At 70.8% G+C, this 24150-nt stretch carries 19 protein-coding genes; 4 read left to right on the forward strand and 15 right to left on the reverse strand.

What is annotated here, in order from left to right:
- The first annotated feature begins 28 nt into the window (after positions 1-28).
- From PSESU_RS07350 to PSESU_RS07365, 4 genes are all read left to right on the forward strand, one after another.
- Positions 29-5098: an NAD-glutamate dehydrogenase gene (locus tag PSESU_RS07350; RefSeq protein ID WP_013535131.1), complete on the forward strand. Its 5070-nt coding sequence runs from the start codon at positions 29-31 to the stop codon at positions 5096-5098.
- A 168-nt stretch (positions 5099-5266) separates the two neighbouring features.
- Positions 5267-6037, forward strand: a complete 771-nt coding sequence (locus tag PSESU_RS07355) for an NAD kinase (protein ID WP_013535132.1) — start codon at positions 5267-5269, stop codon at positions 6035-6037.
- 102 nt (positions 6038-6139) lie between these two features.
- Positions 6140-6616: a hypothetical protein gene (locus PSESU_RS07360; protein WP_013535133.1), complete on the forward strand. Its 477-nt coding sequence runs from the start codon at positions 6140-6142 to the stop codon at positions 6614-6616.
- A gap of 62 nt (positions 6617-6678) precedes the next feature.
- A complete protein-coding gene (locus tag PSESU_RS07365; protein WP_041764634.1) occupies positions 6679-7590 on the forward strand; it encodes a 5'-nucleotidase in 912 nt (303 codons plus the stop codon).
- A gap of 3 nt (positions 7591-7593) precedes the next feature.
- On the opposite strand, the gene PSESU_RS07370 is transcribed toward PSESU_RS07365, so the two are convergent.
- The 15 genes from PSESU_RS07370 to PSESU_RS07440 all read right to left on the reverse strand — a co-directional run bounded on the left by PSESU_RS07370 (position 7594) and on the right by PSESU_RS07440 (position 24135).
- On the reverse strand, positions 7594-8670 hold the full coding sequence (locus PSESU_RS07370; RefSeq protein WP_013535135.1) for a protein-glutamate methylesterase/protein-glutamine glutaminase: 1077 nt from the start codon (positions 8668-8670) through the stop codon (positions 7594-7596).
- The gene (gene cheD, locus PSESU_RS07375) at positions 8670-9263 is read right to left on the reverse strand and encodes a chemoreceptor glutamine deamidase CheD (RefSeq protein ID WP_013535136.1); all 594 of its coding nucleotides are present in this window, start codon (positions 9261-9263) and stop codon (positions 8670-8672) included. The genes PSESU_RS07370 and cheD overlap by 1 nt, the downstream gene beginning before the upstream one ends.
- The gene (locus PSESU_RS07380; protein WP_013535137.1) at positions 9260-10114 is read right to left on the reverse strand and encodes a CheR family methyltransferase; all 855 of its coding nucleotides are present in this window, start codon (positions 10112-10114) and stop codon (positions 9260-9262) included. The genes cheD and PSESU_RS07380 overlap by 4 nt, the downstream gene beginning before the upstream one ends.
- A 97-nt stretch (positions 10115-10211) precedes the next feature.
- Positions 10212-12404: a methyl-accepting chemotaxis protein gene (locus tag PSESU_RS07385; protein ID WP_013535138.1), complete on the reverse strand. Its 2193-nt coding sequence runs from the start codon at positions 12402-12404 to the stop codon at positions 10212-10214.
- 11 nt (positions 12405-12415) lie between these two features.
- Positions 12416-12904, reverse strand: a complete 489-nt coding sequence (locus PSESU_RS15680) for a hypothetical protein (RefSeq protein ID WP_013535139.1) — start codon at positions 12902-12904, stop codon at positions 12416-12418.
- Between the two features lie 151 nt (positions 12905-13055).
- Entirely contained in the window at positions 13056-15308 is a 2253-nt protein-coding gene (locus PSESU_RS07395; protein WP_155942848.1) for a methyl-accepting chemotaxis protein, read from the reverse strand.
- A gap of 134 nt (positions 15309-15442) precedes the next feature.
- Positions 15443-17812 (reverse strand): methyl-accepting chemotaxis protein, encoded by a 2370-nt coding sequence (locus PSESU_RS07400; protein WP_013535141.1) that lies wholly within the window; start codon positions 17810-17812, stop codon positions 15443-15445.
- 75 nt (positions 17813-17887) lie between these two features.
- Positions 17888-18271: a hypothetical protein gene (locus tag PSESU_RS07405; RefSeq protein WP_013535142.1), complete on the reverse strand. Its 384-nt coding sequence runs from the start codon at positions 18269-18271 to the stop codon at positions 17888-17890.
- A 71-nt stretch (positions 18272-18342) separates the two neighbouring features.
- Positions 18343-18822 carry a chemotaxis protein CheW gene (locus PSESU_RS07410; RefSeq protein ID WP_013535143.1) on the reverse strand — a complete coding sequence of 160 codons (480 nt, stop codon included), beginning with the start codon at positions 18820-18822 and terminating at the stop codon, positions 18343-18345.
- 84 nt (positions 18823-18906) lie between these two features.
- Positions 18907-19641 carry a flagellar brake protein gene (locus PSESU_RS07415; protein WP_041763984.1) on the reverse strand — a complete coding sequence of 245 codons (735 nt, stop codon included), beginning with the start codon at positions 19639-19641 and terminating at the stop codon, positions 18907-18909.
- Positions 19642-19759: 118 nt separating this feature from the next.
- Entirely contained in the window at positions 19760-21751 is a 1992-nt protein-coding gene (locus tag PSESU_RS07420; protein ID WP_013535145.1) for a chemotaxis protein CheA, read from the reverse strand.
- A 44-nt stretch (positions 21752-21795) separates the two neighbouring features.
- Positions 21796-22161 (reverse strand): response regulator, encoded by a 366-nt coding sequence (locus PSESU_RS07425; RefSeq protein ID WP_013535146.1) that lies wholly within the window; start codon positions 22159-22161, stop codon positions 21796-21798.
- Positions 22158-22463: an STAS domain-containing protein gene (locus tag PSESU_RS07430; RefSeq protein ID WP_013535147.1), complete on the reverse strand. Its 306-nt coding sequence runs from the start codon at positions 22461-22463 to the stop codon at positions 22158-22160. The genes PSESU_RS07425 and PSESU_RS07430 overlap by 4 nt, the downstream gene beginning before the upstream one ends.
- A gap of 53 nt (positions 22464-22516) precedes the next feature.
- A complete protein-coding gene (locus tag PSESU_RS07435) occupies positions 22517-23356 on the reverse strand; it encodes a chemotaxis protein CheW (protein ID WP_013535148.1) in 840 nt (279 codons plus the stop codon).
- Entirely contained in the window at positions 23353-24135 is a 783-nt protein-coding gene (locus PSESU_RS07440) for a ParA family protein (protein WP_013535149.1), read from the reverse strand. Before PSESU_RS07440 ends, PSESU_RS07435 begins: the two co-directional genes overlap by 4 nt.
- Positions 24136-24150 lie beyond the last annotated feature (15 nt).

The raw sequence follows: 24150 nt of genomic DNA on the forward strand, positions 1-24150 counted from the left end.
GGCACCTTCAAACCTCGGCGCATCCGCCATGACTCCGAAGCCAGCTGCAAAGGCTGCCAAACCTGCCAAGACCTCTCCCCGCAAGTCCGCCGCTCCCGCCCCGGCCAAGGCTGCCAAGGCTGCCAAGGCTGCCAAGGCCAGCAAGGCCCGCGCGGACAAGCAGGCCGCGCCGCCGGTGGCACAGGCGCCCGGGTTCACGCTGGAGCCGGTGATCGCGGCCTCGCGCAAGCTGGTTCCCGCCGCGCGCCAGGCCGAGCTGGCCGGCTTCCTCGAAGCCTTCTACCGGCGCATGGAAGAGGACGAGTTCCCGCACCACGAGCCGCAGGCCTGGGCTGCCATCGGCGCCGACATGCTGGAGTTCGCGCGCAAGCGCAAGCCGGGCACGGCCAACGTGCGGGTGTTCAACCCGGCCCTGAAGGCGAACGGCTGGGAATCGCCGTACACCGTGCTGCAGATCGTCAACGACGACATGCCGTTCCTGGTCGACTCGGTGAGCATGGCGCTGGCCGAGATGGGCGTGTCGGTGCACGTGCTGGGCCACCCGCTGGTGCGGATCGAGCGCGACCGCGCCGGCAAGCTGGCCAAGGTGGGCGAGGGCAAGGCCGAATCGCTGATGCTGCTGGAGATCGACCGCCAGCCGGCCGAGGCCATGGCCGCGATCGGGAAGCGCGTGGCCCAGGTGCTGGCCGAGGTGCGCGCGGTGGTGTCCGACTGGGGCCTGATGCGCGACCGCATGCAGACCCTGGCCGACGACCTGGCCACCCGCCGCATGCCGGTGGACGACGCCAACCGCCGCGAGGCGCAGGAGTTCCTGCGCTGGGCCGCCAACGACCACTTCATCCTGTTCGGCTACCGCGAGTACCGCGTGCTGCGGCAGGGTGGCGAGGACGTGCTGGCGCCGGTGGAAGGCTCCGGCCTGGGCCTGATGCGCGGGCACGACAGCGCCGCCCCGCGCCCGGTGCGGACCCTGGCCGCGCACGGCCTCAACGAGGCCGGCGCCGGGATCGAACCGCTGATCCTGACCAAGACCAACGCCCGCTCGCGCCTGCACCGCAAGGGCTACATGGACTACATCGGCGTCCTCGAGTTCGACGCCGGCGGCCGCATCATCGGCGAGCAGCGCTTCCTTGGCCTGTACACCTCCAGCGCCTACAACCGCCGCCCGTGGGAGATCCCGCTGGTGCGCGAGCGCCACGAGTACGTGATGCGCAAGTCCGGCCTGGCGCCGAACAGCCACAGCGGCAAGGCCCTGCGCCACATCCTCGAGACCCTGCCGCGCGAGGAGCTGTTCCAGTCCAGCCCGGAGGACCTGTACCGCACCGCCACCGGCGTGCTGAGCCTGCAGGAGCGCGTGCGCAGCCGCCTGTTCCTGCGCCGCGACCGCTACGGCCGCTTCTTCTCGGCGCTGGTCTACATTCCGCGCGAGCGCTTCAACACCGACGTGCGCCTGCGCATCGAGGCCATGCTGCGCGAGGCGCTGCACGGCGAACACGTGGACGCCAGCGTGGTCCTCGGCGAATCGCCGCTGGCCCAGCTGCACCTGATCGTGCGCCCGAAGGCGGGCGAGGTGGTGGACCTGGACATCGCCGCGCTGGAGGGCCGCCTGGCCCACCTGCTGCGCAACTGGCAGGACGACCTGCGCGAGCTGCTGATCGCCCGCCACGGCGAGGCCGAGGGCCTGCGCCTGGCGTCCAGCTACGGTCGCGCCCTGCCGGCCGGCTACATCGAGGACGTCTCGCCGGAACTGGCGGCCAACGACGTCGAGCAGCTGGCCGCGCTGGCCGGTCCCGACGACATGCGCCTGGGCCTGCACTCGACCCCGCGCGAGGGCGGCACCAGCCTGCACCTGAAGCTCTATCGCCAGCAGGACGACATCCCGCTGTCGGACGTGCTGCCGCTGATGGAGAACATGGGACTGCGGGTGATCACCGAGCATCCGTACCGCCTGCAGGCTTCCCTGCCGGGCGGCGACACCCAGCCGATCCACATCCAGGACTTCGAGGTCGAGGCCCAGGCCGACGCCGGCGACGCCGGTGCATTGGCGGCCGAGTTCGAGCAGGCCTTCGCCGCGATCTGGGCCGGCCGTGCCGAGAACGACGGCTTCAACCGCCTGATCCTGGGCGCCGGCCTCGACTGGCGCCAGGTCTCGCTGCTGCGCGGCTACTGGAAGTACCTGCTGCAGACCGGCGTGCCGTTCTCGCAGGGCTCGGTCGAGCAGACCCTGGCCCGCTACCCGTTGCCGGCGCGCCTGCTGGTGGAGCTGTTCGAGGCCCGCTTCGACCCGGCCAGCCTCAACGCCACCCAGCTGCGCGCGGCGCAGCAGCGCCTGGCCGACCAGCTGCGTCCGCTGGCCCGTGGCGACGAGGCCACCGTGCGCATCCTGCAGGAGGTGGTCGACGCCCGCGGCGGCGACCGCGCCGCCCGCGCCGAAGCAGTGCGCGAGGCCCTGCTGAAGCTCCTGGACCGCGTCGACAGCCTCGACGACGACCGCATCCTGCGCAGCTTCATCGACGTGATCGACGCGACCCTGCGCACCAGCTACTTCCAGCGCAACGCCGACGGCAACCCGGCCGAGACCATCAGCTTCAAGTTCGACCCTGCGCAGATCCCCGAGCTGCCCAAGCCGCGTCCGTACCGCGAGATCTTCGTGTACGGCCCGCGCGTGGAAGGCGTGCACCTGCGCTTCGGCCCGGTGGCCCGTGGCGGCCTGCGCTGGTCCGACCGCCGCGAGGACTTCCGCACCGAGGTCCTGGGCCTGGTCAAGGCGCAGATGGTCAAGAACACCGTGATCGTGCCGGTCGGCGCCAAGGGCGGCTTCTACGCCAAGCGCCTGCCGGACCCGGCGGTGGACCGCGACGCCTGGTTCGCCGAGGGCGTGGCCTGCTACAAGCTGTTCATCCAGGGCCTGCTGGACATCACCGACAACATCGTCGGCGGGAAGATCGTGCCGCCGCGCGACGTGGTCCGCCACGACCAGGACGATCCGTACCTGGTGGTGGCCGCCGACAAGGGCACGGCGAGCTTCTCCGACATCGCCAACGGCCTGGCCATCGCCCATGGCTTCTGGCTGGGCGACGCGTTCGCCTCCGGCGGCTCGGTCGGCTACGACCACAAGGGCATGGGCATCACCGCCCGCGGTGCCTGGGAGTCGGTCAAGCGCCACTTCCGCGCCCTGGGCCGCGACAGCCAGAGCGAGGACTTCACCTGCGTCGGCATCGGCGACATGTCCGGCGACGTGTTCGGCAACGGCATGCTGCTGTCCAGGCACATCCGCCTGGTCGCGGCGTTCGACCACCGCCACATCTTCCTGGACCCGGATCCGGACGCGGCGCGTTCCTTCGCCGAGCGCGAGCGCCTGTTCAAGCTGCCGCGCTCCAGCTGGGCCGACTACGACGGCAAGCTGATCAGCAAGGGCGGCGGCGTGTTCCCGCGCAGCGCCAAGTCGATCGAGATCAGCCCGCAGGTGCGCGAGGTGCTCGGCCTGGCCGACGACGTGCGCTCGCTGTCGCCGGCGGCGCTGATGCAGGCGATCCTGCGCGCGCCGGTGGACCTGCTGTGGAACGGCGGCATCGGCACCTACGTCAAGGCCTCCAGCGAGCAGCATTCGGACGTGGGCGATCGCGCCAACAACGCCATCCGCGTCAACGGCGGCGAGCTGCGCTGCAAGGTGGTGGGCGAGGGCGGCAACCTGGGCATGAGCCAGCTGGGCCGCATCGAGGCCGCCCAGCAGGGCGTGCTGCTCAACACCGACTTCATCGACAACTCCGCCGGCGTGGACACCTCCGACCACGAGGTGAACATCAAGATCCTGCTCAACGCCGCGGTGCAGGACGGCTCGCTGACCATGGCCGCCCGCAACAAGCTGCTGGCGTCGATGACCGACGAGGTCGGCCGCCTGGTGCTGTTCGACAACTACCGCCAGAACCAGGCCATCAGCCTGATGGAGCGGATGAGCGCCAGGCGCCTCGGCTCCAAGCAGCACTTCATCCGCACCCTCGAGGCGCAGGGCCTGCTCGACCGCCAGATCGAGTTCCTGCCGTCGGATGCGGAGCTGTCGGCGCGCAAGGCCCGCGGCCAGGGCCTGACCCGTCCGGAGCTGTCGGTGCTGCTGTCCTACGCCAAGCTGGTCGCGTTCCAGCAGCTGCTGGATTCGGACATCCCCGAGGATCCGTACCTGTCCAAGGAGCTGCAGCGCTACTTCCCCGAGCCGTTGCAGAAGAAGTACGCGCCGCTGATGGAGAGGCACCGCCTGAAGCGCGAGATCATCGCCACCGCGGTGACCAACCAGACCATCAACCGGATGGGCGCGACCTTCCTGCTGCGCATGCAGGAGGACACCGGCCGCAGCCCGGCCGAGGTGGCCAAGGCCTACACCATCAGCCGCGAGGTGCTGGACGCGCGCAGCCTGTGGAACCAGATCGACGCGCTGGACGGAAAGCTGCCGGAAGCCGCCCAGATCGACGCCCTGCAGGTGATCTGGAACCTGCAGCGCTCGTTCGTGCGCTGGCTGCTCAACCGCCCCGGCCCGATGCCCAGCATCGCCGCGGCGGTCGAGCGTTACCACGACGCGTTCAACGCCATCCGCTCGGCCTCCGGCGTGCTGCCGGACTCGCAGCGCCCGGCCTACGAGGCCTCGCTGCAGGAGTGGAAGGACAAGGGCATGCCGCCGGCGCTGGCGCAGCAGCTGGCCGAACTGCCGTACCTGGAGCCGGCGTTCGACATCATCGAGCTGGCCGCCGAGCGCAAGCTCAAGCCGGTGGAGGTGTCGCGCGTGCACTTCCGCCTTGGCGAGGCCCTGGGCCTGCCGTGGCTGTTCGAGCAGATCGACGCGCTGGCCGTCGACGGCCGCTGGCACGCGGTCGCGCGCGGCGTGATGCGCGACGAGCTGGCGGCCCACCACCGCACCCTGGCTTCGCAGGCGGTGGCGCAGCCGGCTTCCGACCCGGATGCCAAGGTGCGGCAGTGGCTGCAGCGCGACGATGCCTCGCTGCGCTTCACCCTGGGCATGCTCGAGGAGCTGTCGGCGCAGAAGACGCTCGACTATCCGACCCTGTCGGTGGCCGTGCAGAAGCTGGGCCAGCTCGCCTCGCGCGGCTGATCCACTCTGCGCAGGTGACGGAAACGGCGGCCTCGGGCCGCCGTTTCCGTTTGCGTGGCGGGTGGCGGTGGTCAGCGCCGTGCTGATTTCGGCGGTAACGAAAAACACCGCCGACACGCGGGCCGGTTATCCTCCCGCGACAGGGATGACCGCCGGATGGAGACATCGATGACCGCAAGCCCCCGCATCGCCTTCCTCGCCAGCGCCGCGCCCGGCGCCCAGGAGGCGCTGGCCGCGCTGGTGGAGCGCCACGGCACCTGCCCGGTGCAGGAAGCCGACGTGATCTGCTCGCTCGGGGGCGACGGCTTCATGCTCCAGACCCTCCACCGCCACGGTGGCCTGGGCAAGCCGGTGTACGGCATGAAGCTGGGCACGGTCGGGTTCCTGATGAACCACTACCATGCCGACGACCTGCTCGAGCGCCTGGCCGCGGCCGAGCCGGCGATCCTGCGTCCGCTGGAGATGGTGGCGCAGACCGAGTCCGGCAGCACCGTCGGCTCGCTGGCCTACAACGAGGTCTCGCTGCTGCGCCAGACGCGCCAGGCGGCGCACATCCGCATCGACCTCAACGGGCAGCAGCGGCTGGACGAACTGGTCTGCGACGGCGTGATGGTGTGCACCCCGGCCGGCAGTACCGCCTACAACTTCTCCGCCCACGGCCCGATCCTGCCGCTGGGCTCGCAGACCATCGCCCTGACCCCGATCGCGGCGTTCCGCCCGCGGCGCTGGCGCGGCGCGATCCTCAAGGCCGAGACCGAAGTGCGCTTCGAGATACTGGATCCCTACAAGCGTCCGGTGAGCGTGACCGCCGATTCGCACGAGACCCGCGACGTGGTCGAAGTGGTGATCCGCGAATCGCGTGACCGCACCGTGACCCTTCTTTTCGACCCTGAACACAACCTCGAAGAACGTATCCTGAGCGAACAATTCGTGGTATGACGTTGTAACCGCGCTGATCGCGCGCGGTGTGGAGGCCGGAGTGCCTCCGGGGAAACATTCGAAAAACTCGGAAGGAAGCTTCAACTGAAGGGGAGGGGTCCCGTGAAGTTGTGGTATCTGCTTTTCCTGTGCATGTTGCCGGCGCAGGCCGTCGGCGCGTGCGCGTTCGACACCAACCTGCAGCCCTTCAAGGTCGCCCGCAGTTCGCTGCTGGACTGGTCCGACCTGCCGCCTCCGGAACTGGAACAGGTGACGCTGACCCGCGGCCTCGGTGGCGGTGCGTCCTGCGACGAGCTCGGGTTCCTGAACATCCAGCTGAAGTGGCCGCGCGGTACGCCCTACGACCTGGAGGAGATCGGCTTCGAGTACCGGGTCGTCTCCGGCGAGGCGCCGGAGGACCTGGTTCCGGACGCGCCGGTGGTGGCGCCGATCCGGGGACGGCGGACCGAGCACCAGCTGACCTGGAACGACGGAACACCGGATGGGCAGCAACCGCTCCACCTGGTGCTGGAAGTACGCCCGGTGACCGCCGAAGGCTGGCGCGGGCGTCCGTTGCAGGTGCGGGTCGACTCTCCCTGAGGGCGGCGGCGCGGGCGTCGTGGCGGTGCCATAATCGCCGCATGACCGCGCCCGACCGCCATATCCAGGACAACGCACCGCGGGTACTCACCGTGGCGGTGACCTCGCGTGCCCTGTTCGACCTGGAGGAAGGCCACTCGCTGTTCGAGCGCGAGGGCGTGGACGCCTACGCCGAGTACCAGCGCCAGCTGGAGGACGAGATCCTCGAGCCGGGCGTGGCCTTCCCGGTGGTGCGCAAGCTGCTCGCGCTCAACCAGCGCCTGCCGGAGGATGCGCCGCAGGTGGAGGTGATCCTGCTGTCGCGCAACTCGGCCGACACCGGCCTGCGCATCTTCAACTCGATCCAGCACTACGGCCTGGACATCGTGCGCGCGGTGTTCACCGCCGGCGAGCCGACCTGGCCGTACGTGGCGCCGTTCGGCACCAACCTGTTCCTGTCGGCCAACCCGGAGTCGGTGCGGCGTTCGCTGGAGCACGGGGTGGCGGCGGCGACCATCCTGCCGGCGCGCGCGGCCGACGCGGCGCGCGACCAGCTGCGCATCGCCTTCGACGGCGACGCGGTGATCTTCGGCGACGAGAGCGAGCGCATCTCTCGCGAGCAGGGCGTGGCGGCATTCGGCCTGCACGAGCGCCAGCGCGCCCGCGAGCCCCTTTCCGGCGGCCCGTTCCGCAGCTTCCTGGCGGCCCTGCACCAGCTGCAGGCGGCGTTCCCGGCGGGCGAGGACGCACCGATCCGCACCGCCCTGGTCACCGCGCGCTCGGCGCCGGCGCACGAGCGGGTGATCCGCACCCTGCGCGAGTGGGGCGTGCGCCTGGACGAGGCGCTGTTCCTGGGCGGGCGTGACAAGGGGCCGTTCCTGGCCGCGTTCGGCGCCGACATCTTCTTCGACGACTCGCGCCACAACATCGACAGCGCCCGCATGCACGTGGCCGCCGGCCACGTGCCGCACGGCGTGGCCAACGTCGAGGACTGAGGCTCAGGCCCCGGCGTGGCTGCCGGCGTGGGCGCCGGCCAGCTCCAGCAGGCGCTGCGCGATCTTGTCCAACGGCACGATGTCGTCGGCCGCGCCGAGCCGTACCGCGGCCCCGGGCATGCCCCAGACCACGCTGGTGGCCTCGTCCTGGACCAGGGTCGGCGCGCCGGCTTCCTTCATTTCCATCAGGCCGCGGGCGCCGTCGTCGCCCATGCCGGTGAGGATCGCGCCGACCGCGTTCGGCCCGGCGGCCACGGCCACCGAGCGGAACAGCACGTCCACCGCGGGACGGTGGCGATTGACCGGTGCGCTGCCATCGACCCGGCAGCGCCAGCGCGCACCGTCGCGGATGATGCGCAGGTGGTGGTCGCCGGGCGGCAGGTAGGCATGGCCCGGCAGCACCAGCTCGCCGTCGCTGGCCTCGCGCACCAGCATCGGCGAGTGCCGGTCCAGGCGCTCGACAAAGGCGCGGCTGAAGCCGCCGGGGATGTGCTGGGTGAGCACGACCGCCGGCGCATCCGGCGGCATCTGCTCGAGCACGTAGCGGATCGCCTCGGTGCCGCCGGCCGACGCGCCGATCGCGATCAGGCGGTCGGTGGTGCGGAAGCGGCCGGACAACGGCATGGACGCGCGTGGCGCAGCCGGTTCCAGCCGCTGCGCCGGGCGCATCAGCGCCTGCACCTTCGCCCGCGCCGCGCCCTTGACCTTGGCCACGATCTCGTCGGCATAGGCCTCCAGGCCCTGGGCCACGCCCAGCCTGGGCTTGGTGACGAAATCGACCGCGCCCAGCGCCAGCGCCTGCAGGGTGACGTCGGCGCCGCGCTCGGTCAGCGAGGACACCATCACCACCGGCATCGGCCGCAGCCGCATCAGGTTCTCGAGGAAGGCCAGGCCGTCCATGCGCGGCATCTCGACGTCGAGGGTGATGACGTCGGGGTTCAGGCGCTTGATCTTCTCCCGCGCCAGGAACGGGTCGGCGGCGGTGCCGACCACCTCGATCCCCGGCTCGCGCGCCAGCAGCTCCGAGAGCACCTGGCGCACCACCGCCGAGTCGTCGACCACCAGTACCCGGACCGCCATCAGAACAGCTCCACGCCACCGCTGACCGGCGTGCTCGACAGGCGCGACCGGACCGCGGTTTCGGCGGCCAGGACCTCGGCGCCGTGGGCATGCGGCAGGCGGTTGACGATGACCTTGCCGGTATGCGGGAAGAACCAGACCTTGCGCGGGTGGATGCCGCGCAGGTCCTCGGCCACCACCGGGATGCGCTCGGCGTCCAGGTAGGACAACACGAAGTCGGCGTTGCGGGTGCCGACCGGGTTGCTGGTGAAGCCCTTGAGCACGTTGGCGCCGCCGAACACCTTGGCTTCCAGGCGCTTGCGGTTGGCGCCGCGCTTGAGCAGCTCGTTGATCAGCATTTCCATGGCGTAGCTGCCGTAGCGCGCCGGTGCGCCGTCGCCGGTGTTGCCGTCCGGCAGCAGGAAGTGGTTCATGCCACCGAGGTTGAGCAGCGGGTCGCGGATGCAGGCGGCCACGCAGGAGCCCAGCACGGTCACAAGCGCGGTGCCGTCGTCCACCACCAGGTACTGGGTGGGCAGCAGCTTGGCGGCCGGGACCTGGAACTGCGGGTCGCGGTAGCGCATCACCCCGTCGGACTGCAGGGCCAGGCTCATGCGCGCACCGTGCGGCGGTAGAGGGTGCGGCCGCAGGGCTGGATCAGGTCGGCCGCGTGCAGGTAGTTCTCCGAATGCCCGGTGTAGAGCAGGCTGCCAGGCTCCATGTGGGTGACCAGGCGCGAGAGCACGGCGCGCTGGGTCGCCTTGTCGAAGTAGATCATCACGTTGCGGCAGAAGATCGCGGCGAAGCTGCCGCCGACGTCGTAGCGCGGCGCCAGCAGGTTGAGCGGGCGGAACTCGACAAGCGCCTGCAGCGCCGGATGCACCCGGCAGCGGCCGTCGTTGGGGCCGGTGCCGCGCTGGAAGTAGCGGCGGCGGGTGTCCAGGTCGAGCCCGTTGATGCGCTCCATGGCGTAGACGCCACGGCGCGCCGTGGCCAGCACGTTGGTGTCGATGTCGGTGGCCAGGATGCGCACCGGCGGGGTCATGGTGCCGAAGGCCTCGCAGGCGGTGATGGCCATCGAATAGGCCTCCTCGCCGGTGGAGGCGGCGCAGGACCACAGCCGCACCGGGCCGTCTCCGGCCAGCCCCTGCAGCTGCCGGTGCAGGTGCTCGAAGTGGTGCGGCTCGCGGAAGAAGGCGGTGAGGTTGGTGGTCAGCGCATTGGTGAAGGACTGCCACTCCGGGCCGGACGGATCGGCATCGAGCAGGTCCAGGTAGGCGCCGAACTCGTTGATCCCCAGCGCCCGCAGGCGGCGCGAGAGCCGACCGTAGACCATGTCGCGCTTGGCGGGGGCCAGGGCGATGCCGGCGCGGGCGTGGATCATCCGGCACACGCGCTGGAAGTCGCGGTCGGAGAACGCGAAGTCGCGCTGTTCGGTCGGGGGATGGGGGAGATGGGCGCTCATGTTGCTCGCTGCACCGGCACACTGCCGCTGATGCGGTTATCGGCCGGCGGCGGCAGGAGTGAAGCCCTGCCGTCGTTGGCACTCGGAAGGCGTCGGCTCAGACCGCCAGCGCCTGCCGTGGCGTGGAGATGGCGGTATCACCGCCGGGCTGGCCCCAGCTGTCTTCCAGGCGGAACGCGGCCATGGCCGCGCCGAGCCCGACGGCCTGTTCCTCGAGCGCCCGCGCTGCGGCGGAAGCCTCTTCGACCAGGGCGGCGTTCTGCTGGGTGGTCTCGTCCATCTGCACGATGGTGCGGTTGACCTGGGCGATGCCCTCGGCCTGCTCCTGCGAGGCGGCAGAGATCTCGGCCATGATGTCGGTGACCCGCTGCACGCTGGTGACGATCTCGCCCATGGTCCTGCCGGCCTGCTCGGCCAGCCTGGCGCCATCGGCGACCTTGCCGGTGGAGTCCTCGATCAGCTGCTTGATCTCCTTGGCCGCGGTGGCCGACCGCTGGGCCAGCGAACGCACCTCGGTGGCGACCACGGCGAAGCCGCGGCCCTGTTCGCCGGCACGCGCCGCTTCCACCGCCGCGTTGAGCGCGAGGATATTGGTCTGGAAGGCGATGCCGTCGATGACCGAGATGATGTCGGCGATCCTGCGCGAGGAGGCCTGGATGTCGGCCATGGTGGTGACCACCTGGCCGACGACCTGGCCGCCCTCGGATGCCACCGAGGCGGCACCGATCGCCAGCTGGTTGGCCTGGCGGGCATGGTCGGCGTTCTGCTTCACCGTGGAGGTCAGTTCCTCCATGGAGGCGGCGGTTTCTTCCAGGTTGGCCGCCTGCTGCTCGGTACGGCGCGACAGGTCGTTGTTGCCGGAGGCGATCTCGGTGGCGCCGCTATTAATGGCGGAGGAGGCGGCCTGGATGCGGGACACGATCGACGCCAGGTGGTCGACGGTCGCGTTGGCATCGTCGCGCATGCCGGCGAACACGCCCTGGAAGTCGCCTTCCATGCGCACGGTCAGGTCGCCCCGGGCCAGGGCACGCAGGACCATGGAAACCTGCCGGGCGCTGCCGGACAGCGTCTCCAGCAGTTCGTTGAGGTTGCGCGACAGGGCCAGGGCGAAGTCGCGCTTGTTCTCCAGGCCCAGGCGGGTGGACATGTCGCCGGCGACGGCGGCTTCGACCAGGCGGCTGACTTCCTCCTCGACCCGGACCTCGTCGGTGCGGTCCAGCCACTCGACCACGTAGCCGATCAGGTTGCGGCCGCTGTCGCGCACCGGGTTGACGGTCAGGCGCATGTGGTGGCCGCCGACCAGGATGTTCGCCCGGTGGGTGCCTTCCAGGCCCGCCAGCAGGCGCGACTGGTGCGCCGGGTTGCGGTGGAAGGCATCGATGCTGCCGCCGACCAGGGACGAGACCTCGAAGTTCGGCAGGTCGCGGCGGATGTCGGCCTCGGCGGCCCGCAGGGTGTCCAGCAGGGCCCGGTTGCCGTAGACGATGGTGCGATCGGCATCGGCGATCATCACGTTGGTGGTGACGCTGTCCAGCGCCGCGCGGATGCGCAGGTACTCGCGGCTGGTCTCGCGGTTGCCGTCCAGGCGCTCGATCAGCTGGCCGCTCATCGCCACCAGGGTGCTCGCAAGGGAGCCGGGCGGGAACTCCATCGCCGCGATGTCCGCAGGGACCGGGCGCTCCTCGGCGACGTCGCCGGCGAGCTTGGCCAGGCGGCGCGGACCGTAACCGAGGTACATCAGCTGGCGTCGCATCTGCACCGCCATCATCGACAGCAACACGGTTTCGGTGACCACGTAGCCCGCGTGCAGCAGCACGATGCCGAATCCGCTGCCGGCCGGGTACACCGGGAACGGCAGGCCGGCGCGCTGCAGGAAGAAGAACACCAGGTGATGCACGGCGATCGCCGCGGCGGCCACCACGATCGGCACCCAGTCGCGGTAATACAGCAGCACCGCGATCAGCATGATCACGCCGAAGTGCGCCTCGACCATGCCGCCGGACTGGTGGATCAGGGCAGCGGCCAGGACCATCAGCGCCAGCGCCACCGATACCCGGCTCAGGCGGGTGCCGGCGAACAACCGGACCTGGACCAGGACGAAAGCGACCGTGGGCAGGCTCACCATCAGCGCGGCGTCCCACTGCCCGTGCCAGGCGGCCAGGCCAAGCGAGATCGCGCCGACCACGCAGGCCAGCTTCACCAGCAGGCGGTCGGCCTCGGCGGCCTGTTCGGCGAGGAAGGCGTAGCGTTCGCGCCCGACCAGGCGGGACGCGGCGGTTCGGTTGGACATGTCGGTATTCCTCAGGAACAGGTGCAGTCGCTGGCGACGACGAGGGGTGGGCGACGCGTTGCGAGGGCGGCCTTCAGCAGCGCGGGCAGCAGGTCGGCGCCACTGCAGGAGCCGCCCCAGTTGGCGGGGCCGGCGTACAACAGGCGGGCGTCGGCCGTGGTGACGATCAGGGGGTAGGGGAGGGCGAGGGCGGAGGCGGGCAGTTCACGTAAGGCGAAGCCTCCTGCTTCGATCCGGGCCCGGAGCTGGCCGCTGTGCCCTTGGGGCAGGCCGGTGCAGCTGCAGCCCGGCCTCAGCCAGGCGGTAGCTGTGTCCGGGCGGGGAAGTCCGGCGACCAGTGCTTCGACGGCCATGGCATCAGCAGCGGAGGCCAGCGAACGCGAGGGACGCAGCGTGGCCAGGCCCAACGCCATCGCGACCAGCCACAGGATGAGGAGCAGGCTTCCGGCAATGCCGGGCAGCCAGCTGCTTGCTTGCGGTTGCGGAGCGTCCACGCACATCTTCCCCATTCCTGGTCGTGCCGGGTCCCCCCCAGGGACCGTCTACCAGACCATCGGCCGCCAGGAGCGGAGCCTTTAGCGGGATGCGGTGGAAACGGACGCTCCGTGCGAAAAAAGTGACCGTGGTCGCTGCCGGTACGTGTTCCCGGGTTCAGAACTTTGCCCACTCGGGCTCTTCGCTGCGGGCGGCATTTCCCTCGAAGCGGACGGGCCGCGGCAACGGGGCACGGCCCGGCGCGGCGCGGTGGCTGGACGGCTTCGCCTGCGCGGTAGCGTGGCCGGCGATGGCGGCGGTGTCGGCGGTGTCGGCGAGGCGGAAGGCAGCGATGGCCCCGGCCAGGCCAATGGCCTGTTCCTCCATGGAGCGCGCCGCGGCGGAAGCCTCCTCCACCAGGGCGGCGTTCTGCTGGGTGGTCTCGTCCATCTGCACGATGGTCTGGTTGACCTGCTCGATGCCGGCAGCCTGCTCCTGCGACGCCGCGGAGATCTCGGCCATGATGTCGGTCACGCGCTGCACCGAGGCCACGATCTCGCCCATGGTCTTGCCGGCCTGCTCGGCCAGCTGGGCGCCATCGGCGACCTTGCCGGTGGAGTCCTCGATCAGCTGCTTGATCTCCTTGGCGGCCGTGGCCGAACGCTGGGCCAGCGAACGCACCTCGGTGGCGACCACGGCGAAGCCGCGGCCCTGCTCGCCGGCACGCGCCGCTTCCACCGCGGCGTTGAGCGCCAGGATGTTGGTCTGGAAGGCGATGCCGTCGATCACCGAGATGATGTCGGCGATCTTGCGCGAGGACGCCTGGATGTCGGCCATGGTGTGGACCACCTGGCCGACGACCTGGCCGCCCTGCGAGGCGACGGAGGCGGCGCCGATGGCCAGCTGGTTGGCCTGGCGGGCGTGGTCGGCGTTCTGCTTGACGGTGGAGGTCAGCTCCTCCATCGAGGCGGCGGTCTCCTCCAGGTTGGCGGCCTGCTGCTCGGTGCGGCGGGACAGGTCGTTGTTGCCCGAGGCGATCTCGCTGGCGCCGGTGTTGATGGCGGTGGAGGCGTCCTGGATGCGCGAGACGATCGAGGTGAGCTGGTCCACGGTGGCATTGGCGTCGTCACGCATGCGGGCGAACACGCCGTGGAACTCGCCTTCCATGCGCACGCTGAGGTCGCCCTGGGCCACGGTGCGCAGCAGGTCGGAGAGCTGGTCCAGGTTGTGGCCGGTGGTCTCCATCAGGCGGTTGAGTCCGGCGACCATCGCCCGGAACTCGTGCTGGAAGGCATCGGCGTCGCCGCGGCGGGTGAAGTCGCCGGCCGCCGACGCCGCGACCAGGCCCTGGATCTCGGCATTGATCGCGCCGAGGTTGTGCTTGCAGGTGTCCATGGCCTCGGTGATCGCGGCGCGCTCGCCGGGCAGGCGCTCCATGTCCTGGGACAGGTCGCCCACCGCGTAGCGGCGCATCACTTCCACCGCGCGCATGGTCACCGAGACGTGCTGTTCCACCAGGGCGTTGGCGTCGCGCACCATCAGTCCGTATTCGCCCGGAAAGCTGCTGTCGTCGATCCGGTAGCTGGTCTCGCCGGCCTCGTGGCGGCGCGCCATCTCGCGCTGGCCCTCGATGACCCCGCGCAGGCGCTGCTGCATCTGCTCGATCGCGTCCAGCATCTGGCCCAGCTCGTCCTTGCCGTGCTCGCCCATGTGCACGTGCAGGTTGCCATCCGATACGCCGCGCACGGCGGCCAGGGCACGGTTGGTCGCGCTGAGCACCGAACCGCCGATGGCCCAGCCCGCCAGCAGGGTAACCAGCACCAGCAGGCCACCGGCCAGGGTCATGACCCCGGTGAACTGCAGCGCCTGCATCTGGGTGTCGTCCAGGTAGACGCCGGTGGCCAGCACCCAGCCCCAGGGCTCGTACTGCGCGGCATAGGCGGTTTTCGGCGCAGGGTCGGTGCTGCCGGGCCGCGGCCATGCATAGTCCACGAAACCGCCGCCGGCCACCGCCTCCTCGACGAACGCCGGGAAGATCGCCTTGCCGTTGGCATCGAGCACGTCATGCAGCAACCGGCCTTCGAGGGTCGGGTGCATGAGCATCCGCGGCTCATGGTTGAGCACGAAGAAGTAGTCGATCTTGTCGGCGCTGTGCATGCCACGCATGGCCTGCAGCGCCGCCGCCTTGGCCGCCTCCTCGTCCAGTTCGCCGGACTCGGCCATGCGCCCGTACTGGCCGATGACGCCCAGTGCCATCTCCACCTGCGCGCGCACCGCGGCCTGCCGGGTCGCGGTCAGGTCCAGGTACTGCAGGCGTGCCGCGACCACCGCAAGCGCGACGATGCCGACGGCGACGAAGGCCGCCTGCAGCAGGAACTTGCGCTTCATCGACAGGTCGGCGAGGAAACGGCTGAGCGTCTTGAGGGTAATCATTCGCAAGAAACGGCTTGTTCGCGGGTCTGCAGGGCTTATCGGCTGGCGCGCTGCTTTCTTCACACCAGGTGGCACGAAAAGCAGAAGCCCCGGACGGGCCGGGGCTCCTGGCTGGTGAAGCTTTGGTCCGCTTAGAACTCGGCCCAGTCGGCCTCGTTGATCACGGTGGCCGCCTGCGGGGCGCGGCTGGTACGCACCGGCGCCTGCTGCGACCTGCGCGGGGCGAACGGCACCGCCGGCGCTACCGGGGCCTGCTCGCTGGCCGCGGAGGTGAAGCCGTCCTCGAGGCGGAACACCGCGATGGCCTGGGCCAGGCCCGCGGCCTGTTCCTCCATGGAGCGTGCCGCGGCGGAGGCCTCTTCCACCAGGGCGGCGTTCTGCTGGGTGGTCTCGTCCATCTGCACGATGGTCTGGTTGACCTGCTCGATGCCGGCGGCCTGCTCCTGCGAGGCGGCGGAGATCTCGGCCATGATGTCGGTCACGCGCTGCACCGAGGCCACGATCTCGCCCATGGTCTTGCCGGCCTGCTCGGCCAGCTGGGCGCCATCGGCGACCTTGCCGGTGGAGTCCTCGATCAGCTGCTTGATCTCCTTGGCGGCGGTGGCCGAACGCTGGGCCAGCGAGCGCACCTCGGTGGCGACCACGGCGAAGCCGCGGCCCTGCTCGCCGGCACGTGCCGCTTCCACCGCCGCGTTGAGCGCGAGGATGTTGGTCTGGAAGGCAATGCCGTCGATGACCGAGATGATGTCGGCGATCTTGCGCGAGGACGCCTGGATGTCGGCCATGGTGGTGACCACCTGGCCCACGACCTGGCCGCCCTGCGAGGCCACCGACGCGGCGCCGATGGCCAGCTGGTTGGCCTGGCGGGCGTGGTCGGCGTTCTGCTTGACGGTGGAGGTGAGCTCCTCCATCGAAGCGGCGGTTTCCTCCAGGTTGGCGGCCTGCTGCTCGGTGCGGCGCGACAGGTCGTTGTTGCCCGAGGCGATCTCGCTGGCGCCGGTGTTGATGGCCGAGGAGGCGGCCTGGATGCGCGAGACGATCGAGGTCAGCTGGTCGACGGTGGCGTTGGCGTCGTCGCGCATGCGGGCGAACACGCCGTGGAACTCGCCTTCCATGCGCACGCTGAGGTCGCCCTGGGCCAGGCCGGTCAGCAGGCGCGAGACCTCGGCCAGGCTGATCGCGTTGGCATCCAGCAGGCCGTTGAGCTGGACCGCCAGCTGCAGCAGGAATCCGTGCTTGTCGCTGGTGTCGATGCGGCCGGACAGGTCGCCGGCGGCCGCGGCCTCGACCACGCGCGCCACTTCCTGCTCGACCCGGATCTCGCCGGTGCGGTCGCGCCATTCGCAGACCATGCCGACGTACTTGCCTTCGGCGTCGCGGATGGCGGAGACGCTCTGCGCGATGCAGGCCTCGCCGTACTGGACCTCGCGCACCGCGCGGCCCTCGCGTTCCAGGCGGGCGATGAAGTCCTGCGAGACCTTGCCGTCGACTTCCAGCACCTCGACCGACTGGCCGACCAGCGGGGCGGCCATGTCCAGCTCGGGCAGGGCGGTGGCGATCTGGTCGGCATGGTCTTCCAGCATCTGCGCCAGCGCCGGGTTGCGGTAGACGATGCGGTAGTCCGGATCGGTGATCATCAGCCCGGTCGAGGAATTCTCCAGCGCGGTGCGGATGCGCAGGTTCTCGGCGGCTTCCTTCTGGTCGCGCTCGGTGCGCTCGCGCAGGTCGTGCTGCATGCGCTGCATCGCGCGCAGCAGGTCGCCGATCTCGTCGCCGCCGCTGGTGTCGATGCGGCTGTCGAGCTTGCCGCCGGCCACGTCGTTGGCCACGGCCACCGCGCCGCGCATGCCGCCGGCGATGCTGCGGGCCATGAAGTAGGCGATCGCCAGGCCGCCGGCCACGCCGACCACCAGCATCACCACGATCAGCACCACCGAGGCCGCGTAGGCGCTGCTGGCGCTGGCGGCAGAGGCGTCGGCCTGGCGGTCGGCCTCCTGGATCAGGGTGGTCACCGCCGCGGCGGCGACGTTGTGCAGGTCGGAGGTCTCGCCGAGGAAGGTATCCAGGGCGTCGTCGGGCAGCTCCAGGTCGATCATTTCATTGACCGACTCGTACGAGGTGCGGGCGGCGGTCCAGGAAGTGGTCAGCTCCTCGAGCAGCTTGCGCTCCTCCGGGGTGGCCGCCAGCTTGCCGTAGGCCGCCAGGGCCTCGTCGATCTCGCCCGACAGCTTGGCGCTGCGATCACGCGCGTCGAGCTTGACCGCCTCGCTGGCGCGCACCAGGCCGCGGTAGGAGGCGGTCCGGTACTCGCCCAGCAGCGCGCGCAGCTCCGCGGCGACGGAGACGCTCTCCATGCTGCCCTCGGCCAGGTTGGTCGTGGCGCGGTTGAGCGAGGACAGCCCGTAATAGGCGCCGACGCCCTGTGCGGCCAGCAATACCAGCACCACGCCGAAGGCCAGCATCAGTTTGGGCGTGAGCTTGAGGTTCTTGAGCCAATGCATGCAGCGATACTCCCCGGATCTGCGCAGCGGTGACGGCGGGGTGCGCTGCATCCCGCCGGCGGACTTTCCTGTTTCTTATTTGAGGTTGGCGAGCTTGATGTTCGCCGGCGAGCTCACCGCGATTTCGGCGCGGCTGGCATCGCGCTGGACGGTGCCGACGACGCAGACGTCGCGGCCTTCCAGCTCTTCCGGCGTCGGCTTGAACTTGCCGCGCTGGTCGCCCGGGATGCGGGCGGAGAAAGTGTGGCGCGGGAACGCACCGCCCATGTACAGGAAGGTCGGCTCGCCCTCGGTGTTCTGGGCCCAGCGGGTCTTTTCCACCTTGCCGCAGACCATGACGTCCTTGCCGACGTAACGCACGGCCTGCTCGGCGGGGACTGCCTCCTGGGCGAACGCGGCGGCGGGCATGGCGGCCAGCAGCGCGGCGATCAGCGGGAGGGACTTGGACAGACGGTTCATTGGGGGTACTCCGATGGCGGGATTGGAAGGCTGGCTGCCATAGGGGCCTATCGGCAGCCTGGAGGGGGTCTTTAGGCGGCCGGGTCCAGCGCCTGGGCCTCGCCCAGGTCCGCGCTGTCCAGCAGGGTCTCGATGTCGAGCAGGATCAGCATCCGCTCGTCGAGGGTGCCGATGCCGCTGATGAAGCGGGTATCGACCGCGGCGCCGAACTCGGGGGTGGGGCGGATCTGCTCGGCCGCCAGCGGCACCACGTCGGACACGCCGTCGACCACGATGCCGACCACGCGGTCCTCGACGTTGAGGACGATCATCACGGTGAAGCTGTCGTAGCGTGCTTCCTTCAGGCGCAGCTTCAGGCGCAGGTCGATCACCGGCACGATGGTGCCGCGCAGGTTGATCACGCCCTTGATGTATTCCGGCGCATCCGGGACCCGGGTCACGGCGTCGTAGCCGCGGATCTCCTGGACCTTGAGGATGTCGACGCCGTAGTGCTCCTCGCCGAGGGTGAAGGTGAGGAATTCGCCGGTGGACGGGGCCGGGGTACTGCTCATTGGGGTCGCTCCTGCAGGGCCGCGCGGTGCGCGGGATCGGTTCCCGGGGGAGATCGGCCGTTCCGGCGGCAACTTTAGGGCGGGTTACACCACGCCCCGTTCGCGCGCCTTCCGCTGGCGCTCGACCTGGAAGATGAACTGGAGGATCCGCTTCTCCGCCGTGGCCGCCAGGCCAACGAAGCGGCAGCCGACCCTTACGGGGTAGCGCGCCAGCTGGGTGCGGCGCGAGGAATGGGCCACCTGCAGCCTCACCGCCAGCGGTTCGCCGCCGTCGGGAAGTTCCAGGGTGCAGGCGTCGATCTGGCCGCCGGGCGGGAAGCGCGATTCATCCTCGTCGCGTACCGCCAGCGCCAGGCCGCCGCCGCTGATGTCGACCACCCGCACCTGCAGCAGGGGCAGGCCCTCGGCCGGCGGCGGCACCTGCACGGTGGCCACCGGGCCGGGGATCAGCTCCAGCCGGTAGAGCTCGCGGCGCTGCAGCTGCAGCACCGAATCCGGAAGCGGCGCGGCAAAGGTCGCCGGGCCGTCGCCCGGGACGCGTCGCAGCTGCTGCAGGCGGAACTGGATCCGGACCCGCTCCAGCTGCGACACGCACATCAGGTAGTCCGCGCCCGCCATGCGCTGGTTGATGGTTTCCTGGCGGTTGCCGTCGATCAGCACGCCGTCCGGTCCGACCTCGAGCAGGGCGGTCGGGCAGGGCAGGCCACCGGGCATGACATGGGCGCTGATCAGCGCATTGCCGTCGCACAGGGCGTTGAGGATGCGGACGACCTCCCGCGGATCGCGCAGCAGGTAGCGCTCCGCATCGGGGAGGTCCACGGGTGCCGTGTCTGGGGCGGTGCCAGCCGTCATCCGGATAGGGTCGAAGCCACGGGTACCGGCGATATCGGCCGGCAGCGGCCGGACTTGAGGCCGGGGCAGTGGCCCGGCCATGGCATCAGGCCGCCTGCGGCAGCTGCTGGCGCTGGCGGGCCAGGCCGCCGACGTCGACGATCAGGGCCACGCGGCCGTCGCCGAGGATGGTCGCGCCGGAGATGCCGGGCACGCGCCGGTAGTTCTTCTCCAGGTTCTTGACCACCACCTGCTGCTGGCCGACCAGTTCCTCGACCTGCAGCGCCAGCTTCTGGCCATCGCCCTCGACCACCACCACCAGCGACTCGCCGCCGCCGTTGCCGAAGCCGAAGGTGCCGGACAGCGACAGCAGCGGCAGGTACTCGCCGCGCACGCGCAGCACGCGGCCGTCGCCGGCGACGGTGCGCACGTCCTCGGTCTGCGGCTGCAGCGCCTCGAGCACGTGGCTCAGCGGCAGGATCAGGATCTCCCCGCCGGTGGACACCACCATGCCGTCGAGGATGGCCAGGGTCAGCGGCAGCCGGATCACCACCCGGGTGCCGCGGCCTTCGGCGCTTTCCAGCTGGACTTCGCCGCCCAGGGCCTGGATGTTCTTGCGGACCACGTCCATGCCCACGCCGCGGCCGGACAGGTCGGTGACCTGGTCGGCGGTGGAGAAGCCGGGCTGGAAGATCAGGTCCCAGACCTGGGCGTCGGTCGGGTTGTCGGGGATCGCCAGGCCGCGCTCGGCGGCCTTGGCCAGGATCTTGGCGCGGTTGAGGCCGCGGCCGTCGTCGGCCACCTCGATCACGATGTGGCCACCCTGGTGCGAGGCGGCCAGGGTGATCGTGCCGGTCTCGTCCTTGCCGGCCGCCTTGCGCGCGTCCGGCATCTCCAGGCCGTGGTCGATCGAGTTGCGGACCAGGTGCACCAACGGGTCGGCGATCTTCTCGATCAGGCCCTTGTCCAGCTCGGTGCCCTCGCCGAGGGTGCGCAGGCGCACGTGCTTGCCCAGGCGGGTGGAGAGGTCGCGCACCAGGCGCGGGAAGCGGCGGAACACCGCGTCCACCGGCAGCATGCGCACGCCGATGACGGCTTCCTGCAGGTCGCGGGTGTTGCGCTCCAGCAGTTCCAGCCCGGCGAACAGGCGCTCGGCCTGGGACGGATCCATCCCGCCGCTGACCTGCTTGAGCATGGCCTGGGTGATGACCAGTTCGCCGACCAGGTTGATCAGGGCATCGACCTTGTCGACGCTGACGCGGATCGAACTCTCGGCCTCATGCGCCTGGCCGGCGGCGGCCGGGGTGGCGGCGGCCACGCCGGCAGCGGCGGCAGCGGCCGCCGGCTCGCCGACCGGGGCCTCGTGTGGGGGTGCCGCGGCGGCGGGCGCGGCCGTGCCCTGGGCCTGCGGGCGGATATCCAGCTCGCAGTCGTCCACCACCCACGCGAACACGTCGTCGATCGCGCTGCGCGGGACCTTGCCACGCAGGCCCAGGTCCCAGGCGATGCAGGCTTCCAGCGGGTCGAGCTGGTCGAACTCGGGCAGCTTCTCCAGCCGCGCGTTGACCTCCAGCGGACCCAGGTGCTCGAGCTCGCGGATGATGCGCAGCGGGTCGTTGCCGCTCATGAACAGCGAGGGCGCGGGACTGAAGGCGATGTCCCAGCCTTCCGGCTCGGGTTCCGGCGCGGCCTTGGCCACGACGGCGCCGGGCTGGCCCAGTTCCTGCTGCAGGCGCTGGTGCACGGCCTCGACCGCGGCCGGATCGGCCGCGCGGCCCTGGTCGGCCTCGGCCAGCAGGGCGCGCAGCACGTCGACCGAACCGAGCATGGCGTCGATCGCGCTGGCGGCCAGCGCGCGCTTGCCGCCGCGGATCTCGTCCAGCAGCGTCTCCAGCACGTGGGTGAGCGCCGCCATCCTGTCGAAACCGAACGTCGCCGCGCCGCCCTTGATCGAGTGCGCGGCGCGGAACACGGAGTTGATGACCTCCGGGTCGGTGCTGCCGCCTTCCAGGGCCAGCAGCCCGGCTTCCATCGCGTCCAGGCCTTCGCGGCTTTCCTCGAAGTAGGTGGCGTGGAAGCGTTGCAGGTCCATGCTCATGGGGCGTGCTCGCGGTTATCCGGATGGAGGCGGTTGTCCCGGGATCAGCCCAGGACCTTCTGCACGGTGGCGACCAGCTGTTCGGGATTGAACGGCTTGACCAGCCAGCCGGTGGCGCCGGCGGCCTTGCCTTCGGCCTTCTTGTCCGCGGCCGACTCCGTGGTCAGCATCAGCAGCGGGGTGAAGCGGTAATCCGGCAGGCCGCGCAGGGCGCGGATCAGCGAGATGCCGTCCATGTTCGGCATGTTGACGTCGGTCACCACCGCGTTGAAACGCTGGCCCTGGGCGCGGTCGAGCGCGACCTGGCCATCCTCGGCCTCTTCCACGGCGAACCCGGCCGTGGTCAGGGCGAACGAGACCATCTGGCGCATCGAGGCCGAATCGTCCACTACCAGAATGCGTGCGCTCATGCGGCGTTCTCCACTTTCTTGCTCAAGTCTTGTTGATCGGTAAGTCCCAGCTGGGCGGACAGCCCCAGCAGGCGCGCGGCGTCGCGCAGGGCGTCGCTGCAGCCGGACAGTTCGGTGCTGCGGCCCAGCTCGCGGCGGCTGCGGAAGAACGCGCACAGCACCTGCATCGCCGCGGTGTGCACGCGGGCGACGGACGAACCGTCCAGCGCCAGTTCCCTGGCGTCCAGGTGTGCCGACAGGCGTTCCTTGAGCCCGGCGCTGGCCTCGATGCCGAGGTCCTCGCCCAGGGAAACCGTGTTCATCGCCTCTCCACGCAGTGGGGTCCGACTGGATAACGGCCGATCCGGCGCAGGCTTTAGCGCTGGCCGCCGATCGCACCCGGCTCGAGCAGGCAGGAGGCGTCGAGCAGGATCATCGGATCGCCGCCAAGCCGGGCGATGCCGCGGAAGAGGCCGTCGACCGGGCGCCGCACCTGGGTGGTCCCCGGTGGCTCGACCTGGCCCTCGCCGAGGGTCACCACGTCCTCGACTGCGGTCACGCGCAGGCCCAGGACCTCGCCCTTCTCCTCGATCACGACGAAGCGGGTGGCCGGGGTCTCCGGCTGCGAGGGCTGGCCCAGGTGCATGCCCAGGTCCATGACCGGCACCACCTGGCCACGCAGGTTCATCACCCCGAGCATGGCCGGGACGGTGCCGCGCAGGGCCAGCAGCGGGGCCGGCAGCACCACTTCCTGGACCTTCAGCAGCTCCAGGCCGTAGCGCTGGCCGCCGCAGCGTAGGCGCAGCCAGCGCGGGGTCGGCTCGCGGCGCGGTGCGGACGGTTCCTCGCCATGGTGGCCGGCGGGGCCGTGCGAAGGCGGCAGGGCGGGACGGGCAACCGGTGCCGGCGCACGCGGGGCGAAGCTGGCCGGCGCCGGTGGGGCCACGCGCGCGACCGGGGCGGCTGGCGGCGGGGCAGGCGAAGTACTGGCGGCCGGTGCGACCGGAACGGGCGCGGGCTCGGGCTCGGGCTCGGGCGCTACCGGAGCCGGAGCCGGAGCCGGAACAGGAGCTGCGGCCTGGGCCTCGACCGGTGCGGCCACGGCCGGAGCTGCCGCCGGGGCAGGGGCCGGCCCAGGCGCGGCCGCGGGCGACGCTGCCGGCGTGCCGGCCAGCAGCCCGTCAAGGTAGTCGTCGAGCACGGCCGCGGCGCTCATGCCGCCTGTTCCAGGGCCTGGGCGTCGCTGGCGAGGATCCAGTCCAGCGCGCGGCGGTAGGTCGACAGCGCACGGCCCGGATAGGCCGCGTCGTCGCCGGGCTGCACCAGCAGCTCGGTGTTGCAGATGCGGGTGTCGACCGGGATCGCGTCGTCCCACACCCGCTCGCCGTGCTCTTCCTGCATCCGCTTGAGCGCTTCCTGGCCGGCGCGGGTGCGGCGGTCGTACAGGGTCGGCAGCACCGACACCGGCATCGGCCGGCGGCGCGAGCGTTCGACCATCTCCGCGGTGCGGCGCATGCCGGCCAGGCCGTGCAGGGCCAGCGGCTCGGCCTGGGTCGGGATGATCACCCGGTCGGCGGCGGCCAGCGCGTTGATCATCAGCAGGCCCAGGGTGGGCGCGCAGTCCAGCAGCACGTAGTCGTGCTGGCCGGCGTGGCGCGCCAGCGCCTGCGACAGGGCCAGGCCGAGGCCGGGCTGGTTGGCGCTGCGGCGCTCCAGGGTAGCCAGCGCCGGCTGGGCGCAGACGTAGTCAAGGCGCTCGACCGCGCTGGCGCGGGCCAGGCTGGCCAGGTCGCGCGGCGGGGTGCCGAACAGTTCCATGACGCCTTCCGGCGGCGGCTCGGGCGCCACGCCGAAGGTGCGAGTCAGGGAGGCATGCGGGTCCAGGTCGACCAGCAGCACGCGGTTGCCGCGCGACGCCAAGCCGCGGCCCAGGGCCAGGGTGGTGGTGGTCTTGCCCACGCCGCCCTTCTGGTTGGCGATCGCCCACACGCGCATCAGTCCGATCCTCCT

Source organism: Pseudoxanthomonas suwonensis 11-1, from assembly GCF_000185965.1.
In the GTDB taxonomy this organism is placed as follows: domain Bacteria; phylum Pseudomonadota; class Gammaproteobacteria; order Xanthomonadales; family Xanthomonadaceae; genus Pseudoxanthomonas; species Pseudoxanthomonas suwonensis_A.